The organism is Chamaesiphon sp. VAR_69_metabat_338, from assembly GCF_031423935.1.
In the GTDB taxonomy this organism is placed as follows: domain Bacteria; phylum Cyanobacteriota; class Cyanobacteriia; order Cyanobacteriales; family Chamaesiphonaceae; genus Chamaesiphon.
The window spans coordinates 1-8,638 of sequence record NZ_JANPGM010000543.1 but is presented as its reverse complement, the minus strand read 5'-3'; the positions used below and the strand labels follow the sequence as shown (position 1 = coordinate 8,638).

Genomic DNA, 8,638 nt, shown 5'->3' with positions numbered 1-8,638 from the left:
CGATCGCAAAAGGGCTTTTCAAACATTTTCTATCGAGCAAATAGCTGGTTTATCTCCAAACTTTAAGATTCAAAATACCGATTAAAAACTATGAAAATCTCATGAAAATCGTTCAGATAGTTACTCAAATGGAAGCAGGTGGAGCGCAGCGGGTAGCAATGCTCCTCGATCGCGCCTTGCAAGATCGCGGCTACGATACCGAAGTCTGGTTTTTGTATCTCAAACGCCCGACTTACCAGCAGGTGCCGAATGTCCGAGTTTTATTCCCGCATCAACCTACTGGGATCGATTACGTCAAGATTGCCTTCTCGCTGCGGAAATTGCTTCGCGAGGTGCGACCCCAGGTGGTCATTACCCATACGCACTATGCAAATATTTTGGGTTTGTCGATCGCCAAATTCTGCGGGATCGCCCAACGCATCGCCGTGCAACACAATCCCGTCCACACGTACCCCAAAATTGCCAAGTGGATCGATCGAATTTGGGGTACCACTGCTGTGTATTCAGGCAATATTGCTGTCTCTCAAGTGGTCATCGATTCAGTTGCTAACTATCCCGTGGCGTATCGCAACCGGCTCCAGAAAATTTATAACGGGATTCCGCAGTTAACTCGCCAGCACTCGCTGTTGGAAGTGCGCGCGCGGTGGCAGCTACCTGCCCACGCACCATTACTAATCAATGTCGGTAGATTGGCACTGCAAAAAAATCAAGCCATTCTCATCGAAGCACTGCTCGATCTCCCGGATGCGCACTTATTGTCGATCGGCGACGGCGAGCTGCGAGCGACTTTGGAAACCAAAGTCGCCGGATTGAATCTCCAATCCAGAGTGCATTTTATCGGTGAAATCAAATCTGAAGATGTTTTAGATTTGCTGTGCATCTCAGATGTATTTGTGTTTCCGTCATTATATGAAGCCATGCCGATGGCTTTAGTCGAAGCAATGGGTTTGGGCATCCCGATTGTCGCTGGCGATATCCCCGCGATGCGGGAAGTTTTGGGCGATGCGGGACTGTTAGTACCTTCAGATAATGCCCCAGCCATCGCCCAAGCCGTGCGCCGGGTGCTGGACACGCCGGAGCTAGCAGATCGCCTGCGTCAAGCTGCCTTCGATCGTTCGATCCAATTCTCAGTAGAAAAAATGGCCGCGTCTTATGAACGACTCTTTCAATAAAGCTCATCCGCCTTCAGCAGTCAAGATCTTGGGTGTCACCGTAGATCCGTTAACGATCGCCCAACTCAATGACACGATCGCCCAAGCGATCGATCTCCAGCAAAAATGGATTATCGCCAATCAAAATTTACATAGTATTTATATCTATCATCACGAATCGAAAATGCGCGCATTTTACGATCGGGCAAAATACATCCATATCGATAGTATGGCGATCGTCTTGTTGGGTAAATTATTAGGCTTGCCACTGCAACGCGACCAGCGAGTCACGTATGTAGATTGGACGAATCCCCTGATGGCTGTCGCGGCCGAACGTGGTTGGCGGATCTTTTATCTAGGGTCGAAACCAGGTGTTGCCGAACGCGGCATCGCTATCTTGCAAGAGCGATTTAAGGGCTTACAAATTACCGGAGCCAATGGTTATTTTAATAGCGATGTCGATAGCCCAGAAAATGCCCGCATTCTCGATCTAATCGATCGCTATCAGCCTCAGATCGTGATGGTTGGCATGGGAATGCCGCGCCAAGAGTACTGGATCTTGAATAATCTCGATCGCCTAAATGCCAACGTCATTTTGCCTTGTGGCGCAACGATCGATTATGTCGCGGGCGCAGTTCCCACTCCACCGAGGTGGGCGGGTAAAATTGGTCTAGAGTGGCTCTTTCGGCTTGTTGCCGAACCTAAACGATTGTGGCGCAGGTATCTGCTAGAACCTTGGTTTTTGTTGAGACTACTATTAATCGATGGATTTAAAAAACTGACATCGCGTTAATTAATCAATTCATGCTCGAAATTGCTATATAGTTCCATTCTATTTATTTCGGTGCGTTACGCTTATGCGCGTCAAGACAAGGCAACACACCCTACGAGATCTATGAAACTTGTTAAAATATCATCGAGAATTTCTACCAATCTATTATCTAGAAGACAAGCTTTAAAGCTCGGTACGCGGGCGATCGCGACCTTGGCGATGTTGTTACTAGCTAAATTCCAGGTGTTGAGCTACCTCATTTATCCATTTACAGATGTAGCCTTAGCAAAAACGAAAATCAACCGCACTTTTAGGGTGTCAGGTAAAAGTTCGCTCAAAAAAAGAGCAAAGGCAAAAGGATTGATGTATGGAGCTTTTCCCCAAGTTGGTTCCGATGTGTTCGATCGAGATCCCAAATGGAAATCGATCTTTGTCAGAGAGTGTGCGACGCTCGTCGCTGGCTGCTACTGGGATCAAACTCGTCCGAGTAGCACTACCTTTGATTTTCAAGAAGTCGATCGGATCGTGAAGTTTGCAGCTAGCAACCGGATGTTGGTACGCGGACATCCCTTAGTTTGGCACTTGGCTACCGCCAACTGGATGAAAGACACAATAAATAAGCAAAATGCCACCCAAATATTGACCGACCACATTCAAACTGTGGTCAAACGTTATGTGGGCAAAATCCAGTCTTGGGATGTAGTTAATGAAGCCATCGATGTTAAAGATGGCAGATCTGATGGCCTCAAAAATATCTCATGGCTAGAATTTCTAGGCCCAGATTACATCGATTTATCCTTTCAGATTGCGGCGCGAGTCGATCCCAAAGCTTTACTTATCTATAACGAACAAAATCTCGAATATGATGAAGTTCATCAAAGAGCCACACTTAAGTTACTACAACAGCTAAAATCAAAAGGTACGCCAGTACATGCACTGGGAATTCAATCTCACCTGCGCGGTCATCGTCAGGATTTCAATCCGATAAAATTTAGAAAATTTCTCAGGAAAGTAGCTAATCTGGGATTAAAGATCTTAATTACCGAACTAGATGTCGTAGACCAAGAATTACCTATAGATGTCAGCAATCGAGATCGGACGATCGCGGCAACATATGAGGACTATCTCAATGTCGTTTTATCGGAAAAAGCAGTAATTGGGGTAACTAGTTGGGGTTTAAGCGATCGCTATACATGGTTGAATGAATATTTGCCTCGTCCAGATCGATCTCCGTCGCGACCGTTACCTTTCGATCGCGATATGCAGCCTAAATTGGCATGGAATGCGATCGCCAGAGCTTTCGATCGCGCACCAAAACGCTAATTAGCAGTTACCGATCGAGCGATGTAGTTGTTGCAAACCTCAAGCTGATTTGCAATCGAGCTATGAGCAACCTTATGTTAGTTGAAATCGATCTCGTGAAGGCGATTGCCAAGATGAAAACTCAACAACTGAGATCGATTCAATATCTAAGAGGTATTGCGGCTCTCTCTATCGTATTTTTCCATGCCAAGGAGCAGTTTCCTGGCTTCCAAGCGATCTTTCCGAGCAATTTTAGCTCTGCTGGTGTAGATATATTTTTTGTCATCAGTGGCTTTATTATGGTGTTTATTACCGATAAAGGCGATCGCGATGTTCCGAAATTTATGTGGAATCGCATCATCAGAGTTGTGCCACTTTATTGGTTCTACACTTTACTAACTGTATTTGGATATACGATTGCTTCAGGATTATTTCGGGATAATGCACTTACCTTCGATCATGTCATCTTGTCAATGTTATTTATCCCCCATTACAATCCAGAATCGATGACGATCCTGCCGTTTGTTAAAGCGGGCTGGACATTAGATTACGAGATGTTTTTTTATTTTGTCTTCGCAATGTCGATGCTAATTAACGATCGACATCGTATCTTTTTGACTTGCTCGTTTTTAGTATTACTAGTAACAATCGGTGTTTATCAATTTCCCTGGCTGCCAGCAGAACTTCAATTCTATGGTAACGATATTCTCCTAGAATTCGTGGCGGGGATGCTGCTATGTCGCTTTTATCAAACAGGAAATTTGCAACCCGTCCGTTTTATCCAAATTTGCTTATTAGTTATCGGAATTTTGACGATTATCGTTCAACCACCAGCGGAAGTACTGGTTTGGCGATCGATTAAATTTGGCATTCCGGCTGTCTGGCTCGTTGCCGGAATGCTATCATTTGAAAGATTCATGCCCGAATTACGATTGCCGTTACTACTCGGCAATGCATCTTATTCAATTTATCTATCTCATTTTATGGGGATTGCAATCTTACGATATTTATATCCCCGTCTGGGCATTCCCACAGCAGGATTATTCAGTACTTTAGCATTTGTATCGATTTCCCTAATAGTCGGGAGTCTCTGTGGGATTATTTCGCATATTTGGATTGAAAAGCCGTTACTAAAGTTCTGTCGCAATCTCCGTAAATAATTGCGCTCGGATTGGGCGGCGCGATCTAAAGTCATCGATCGAGCACAAGCCGGATCGACTTTCTTCAGCGCGATCCCAAACTTCAGTGGGTGTCTCGATCTTCAATTCTACCGATCGGACTAATCTAGATTTTGCGCCGATCCACAAATTTGAAATCCAGTTGGTATCGCCATCGACAAATCGCGAAAAGGAGTGCTACTATATCCTCAATTAGACTTAATTCTTCCCTTTCGATGTCAGTGTTTTGGCGGATTTAATCTGGCAGATATTTGATACAATAGTTTAGATTAATAAATTTATTAACCCGATCGTTTTCAGATTAACATAATTTTGCAATCTACCTTATATCCAGCCAATCTTAGTCGTTATGAACGCACTAACGATCGGGAAGTCTAAGAGCTGAATGAGATGGAATTACAGGTTGAGGAAATGTCGCCGCCAGAACATCGTCACATTGTCGGTATGCGGATCGATGCCACTAGTTATGAAGATGCCACGGAACGGATCGTAACTTGGGCAAAAGCAAAAGTGGGCAAACGCGTGTGCGCGGCCAATGTCCATATGGTCATGGAAACATACGATAATCCCCAATTTGCCGATGTTGTCAATCATGCCGATTTAGTTACTCCCGATGGGATGCCATTAGTATGGGGTTTGCGCGCTCTGGGTGTCAAAGCTGCCGAGCGAGTTTGTGGGCCGTATTTAACGCTGAGTGTCTGCGCCGCCGCCGCACGGATGAAATTACCGATCGCGCTCTATGGTGGCACCGAGCAAAGCTTAGTTGACTTTACTAATTTTTTGGGCGCGAACTATCCAGGCATCGAAATTGCCTGTCAGATTTCACCGCCGTTTCGCGAACTCACTCCCGCTGAAGATGCCGCCTACACCGCACAAATTGTCGCCTCAGGAGCGCAAATTCTGTTTGTGGGGATTGGTTGTCCGCGCCAAGAAATCTGGATGGCAGCACATCAAGACCGCATTCCAGCAGTGATGCTGGGGATCGGTGCTGCGTTTAATTTTCATTCTGGGCATGTCAAACACGCCCCCAAATGGATGCAGATCGTCGGGTTAGAGTGGTTGTTTCGACTAGTCATGGAACCCAGACGGTTATGGAAGCGTTATCTCAAACAAAATCCGCGCTTTGTCTTTTTATTCTTGAAACAACTACTCAAATTGTAGGGATTTAAACTAGCCAGTAATTTGGCAGTGTTAATGATATTGAGCTAGTCACGATCGTGCTTGGTTAACTTCGACTTGTAGTCCAATATTCCTCAGCAGTGAAATCTAATGGACAGTACTTGCAAGTGCTGTCAAATCTGTTTTGGTGGCAAGCAAAGTGCCACTAGGCTCGATCGCCAACTTAGCTAAAAGTGCGATCGATATCACTGACGATCGCGTGCCAACATGATAAAAGATCGATCTAATAGTTACAAAATATAGTCCGATCGGACATCGCTTTTCTGACTTGAGAGCAAGTGCTTTGGCGGAGTTAATCTCGTAGTTTATTGATATAATTGAAAATCATATACATAATTTTATGGAATCTCAAGAATCTATTGACTTAAGTTTAAGTCACTATTTAGTAGCAGTAAAACGGCACTGGATTCCTGCCGTTAGTATTTTTGCTGCTACATTAGCATTGAGTATTGTGGGAGCTTCATTATTAAAACCCACTTATCAAGCAGAAGGGAAATTATTATTCAAGAGTCCAACATATAAAGTGATCGGCCCCAACCTCGTGCCGACTAGTATGGAAGGCGGCGAATCCGGTGACTTGAAGTCGCTGGTATCGACTCAAAACCCAATCAGCACGCAAATGGAGGTGATTACTTCTAGACCGCTATTACAGAAGACGATCGACCGACTCCAACTCAAAAATGAGCGCGGAAAATTGCTCGAACCGAGCGAACTACAAACAGGTTTGACATCTAAAATTGTTGGTGGTGCCGATATTCTCCAAGTTAGCTATAAAGGCCGTAGTCCTCAAGATGCCGCTAATGTAGTTAATACACTCATGAATATTTTTCTGGAAAATGACATTCAGATCGGTAGATCTGAAGCAGAAGCCGCTCAAAAATTCATGAACCAGGAATTACCAAAAACTCAGGCTGCGGCCAATGAATCAGAGATCGCCGTCCGTAAATTTAAGCAGCAAAATAAGATTGTCGATCTGGTGGAAGAGGCCAAGTCGGCTGTGAGTGTGATTGGAAATTTAGACACTAATATCAACTCAATTCAGTCAGAATTAGCGCAAGCAAATGCTCAGAATCAAGAGCTACAAAAAAAAATCGGACTCAATTCGCAAGAAGCTTTAGTTGTCAGCGCAGTCAGTCAATCGCCAGCAATTCAAGGAATTATCAATCAGATTCAAGATATCGATCGTCAGCTTGCCACAGAAAGCAGCCGCTTTTCTGAGAACAATCCCCTGGTGATCGTGTTGAGAGAAAAGAAAGCTAAGTTGACAACTCTATTACAACAACAAATCGGTCGGACGATTGGCGAGCGAGCGCAGATCCCGCAAGGCTTATTAAAAATTAGCGAACTCAAACAAAATCTGATCGCCGATCTGCTCAAAGCTGAAGTGCAACAGATGGGGTTGGCAAAAAAACTGGCTTCATTACAGAACTCGCGTTCTGCATACGAAAAAAGAGTGAGTGTGATTCCACTGCTATCGCAAAATCAACATCAGCTAGAGCGGCAACTCGAAGTATCTCAAGCGACATATCAAGGTTTATTAAAAAAATCACAAGAGCTGCAACTAGCAAAAAATAAAAATATCTCCAATGCCAGAATTGTTTCTAATGCGGCGATTCCGGAAAAACCAGAGATGAGTACCCAAACGATCGTCAAAGTTTTGGGTGGACTGCTGGGTGCCTTATTTGGCACTGGCGCGATCGCTTATCTAGAAAGCAAAGACAAGTCACTTAAAACCGTTAAAGAGATCGACAAGGTATTTGGCTATACATTGCTCGGAGCGATTCCTGCCGATCGAAAACGCAAACTCCGTCCGCGCAATCGCCAGCCAGTATTCACCTCACTGGAAGTTGCTGTAAGAGATACACCGCAGTCATTGACTAGCGAAATGTCGCGATCGATTCAAGCCAACCTCCGCTTTTTGAGTACCGATCGCACCTTAAAAACGATCGCCGTTACTAGTGCGGTGGCTAATGAGGGCAAATCGAAAGTGGCAGCCAATTTAGCAGCCGCGATCGCCGGACTCGGACAGCGGGTATTATTAATCGATGCGGATCTCCGCGTACCCACTCAGCATCGCTTCTGGAAACTGCCCTTGAAAAAGGGGTTGAGCGAAATACTTGCGACCAAATCTAAGTTTAAGCTCCAGCAGCTATCCTGGACGGTGATGGATAATCTCGATATCCTCACGGCAGGAGCTAAACCGCCTAATCCGCTAGCTTGTCTGGAATCCCCTTATCTAGGGTTCTTGTTGGAACAAGTCAGCGAGCTATATGATTACGTAATTATCGACACGCCGCCGATCTTGGTCGCGAGCGATGCCCTGACGATCGGTCGGATGACTGATGGACTGCTGCTAGTGTCCCGTCCGGGCATCATCGATGTCAATACCGCTCGTGCGGCGCGGGAGAAACTAGCAATGTCCCATTGTGAGGTATTGGGATTAGTCGTCAATGGGGCGATCGCCAAATACGAAACCGAAGATCTCTTTGGCACCACCGAACAATACTACAGTGTCGAACCAGAGACGGAAGCTCCGTGGGTGGATTATATGACCCAACTAGGTGAGACGATTGCCGATCGCACCGGACAGGATACCAAATTCACCGACTCTAACACTCCAACGACGATGTTAGGGCGAGGGGATCGATCGAGACGACGCGATCGCTAACAGCCGTTGGAAGTCAGTCGAGCGGCGTATAATGAAGAGACTTCAAACTCTTAATCTTTATGCGCGTTCGGGTAATTGGTGGTGGTTTAGCAGGTACCGAAGCAGCTTGGCAAATTGCCCAGGCTGGCGTACCCGTGACTCTGTACGAGATGCGACCCCAGACTTTAAGTCCCGCCCATCATAGTGAAGAATTAGCCGAACTAGTCTGTAGTAACTCCTTTGGTGCCCAATCGACCGATCGAGCTGCGGGTTTATTACATGAAGAATTGCGCCGGTTGGGTTCGATTATCATCCACAAAGCCGACCATCACGCCGTTCCGGCTGGGGGCGCACTGGCAGTCGATCGCGGCCAATTTAGTAGCGACTTGACCCAAACTTTAGCCAATCA

Annotated in this window: 7 protein-coding genes; all 7 read left to right on the top strand. The window is 45.6% G+C overall.

Annotated elements, in window-relative coordinates; genetic code table 11:
• The first annotated feature begins 101 nt into the window (after positions 1-101).
• Positions 102-1,172: a glycosyltransferase family 4 protein gene (locus RMO84_RS14980; protein WP_310489246.1), complete on the top strand. Its 1,071-nt coding sequence runs from the start codon at positions 102-104 to the stop codon at positions 1,170-1,172.
• Positions 1,153-1,944, top strand: a complete 792-nt coding sequence (locus RMO84_RS14975; protein ID WP_310489245.1) for a WecB/TagA/CpsF family glycosyltransferase — start codon at positions 1,153-1,155, stop codon at positions 1,942-1,944. The genes RMO84_RS14980 and RMO84_RS14975 overlap by 20 nt, the downstream gene beginning before the upstream one ends.
• A 102-nt stretch (positions 1,945-2,046) precedes the next feature.
• Complete coding sequence (locus tag RMO84_RS14970) at positions 2,047-3,246, top strand: endo-1,4-beta-xylanase (RefSeq protein ID WP_310489244.1); 1,200 nt, start codon at positions 2,047-2,049, stop codon at positions 3,244-3,246.
• Between the two features lie 74 nt (positions 3,247-3,320).
• The gene (locus tag RMO84_RS14965; protein WP_310489243.1) at positions 3,321-4,385 is read left to right on the top strand and encodes an acyltransferase; all 1,065 of its coding nucleotides are present in this window, start codon (positions 3,321-3,323) and stop codon (positions 4,383-4,385) included.
• Positions 4,386-4,793: 408 nt separating this feature from the next.
• Positions 4,794-5,564: a WecB/TagA/CpsF family glycosyltransferase gene (locus RMO84_RS14960; protein WP_310489242.1), complete on the top strand. Its 771-nt coding sequence runs from the start codon at positions 4,794-4,796 to the stop codon at positions 5,562-5,564.
• Between the two features lie 358 nt (positions 5,565-5,922).
• Positions 5,923-8,250 (top strand): polysaccharide biosynthesis tyrosine autokinase, encoded by a 2,328-nt coding sequence (locus RMO84_RS14955; RefSeq protein ID WP_310489241.1) that lies wholly within the window; start codon positions 5,923-5,925, stop codon positions 8,248-8,250.
• A 59-nt stretch (positions 8,251-8,309) separates the two neighbouring features.
• Positions 8,310-8,638 (top strand): FAD-dependent oxidoreductase (locus RMO84_RS14950; RefSeq protein ID WP_310489240.1); only part of this gene is annotated, 329 nt, incomplete at its 3' end.

What these genes read in the sequence shown, in the direction of transcription:
- RMO84_RS14965 (WP_310489243.1), top strand. Translation starts at nt 3,321, where the DNA reads ATGTTAGTTGAAATCGATCTCGTGAAGGCGATTGCCAAGATGAAAACT.
- RMO84_RS14955 (WP_310489241.1), top strand. Translation starts at nt 5,923, where the DNA reads ATGGAATCTCAAGAATCTATTGACTTAAGTTTAAGTCACTATTTAGTA.
- RMO84_RS14960 (WP_310489242.1), top strand. Translation starts at nt 4,794, where the DNA reads ATGGAATTACAGGTTGAGGAAATGTCGCCGCCAGAACATCGTCACATT.
- RMO84_RS14980 (WP_310489246.1), top strand. Translation starts at nt 102, where the DNA reads ATGAAAATCGTTCAGATAGTTACTCAAATGGAAGCAGGTGGAGCGCAG.
- RMO84_RS14970 (WP_310489244.1), top strand. Translation starts at nt 2,047, where the DNA reads ATGAAACTTGTTAAAATATCATCGAGAATTTCTACCAATCTATTATCT.
- RMO84_RS14975 (WP_310489245.1), top strand. Translation starts at nt 1,153, where the DNA reads ATGAACGACTCTTTCAATAAAGCTCATCCGCCTTCAGCAGTCAAGATC.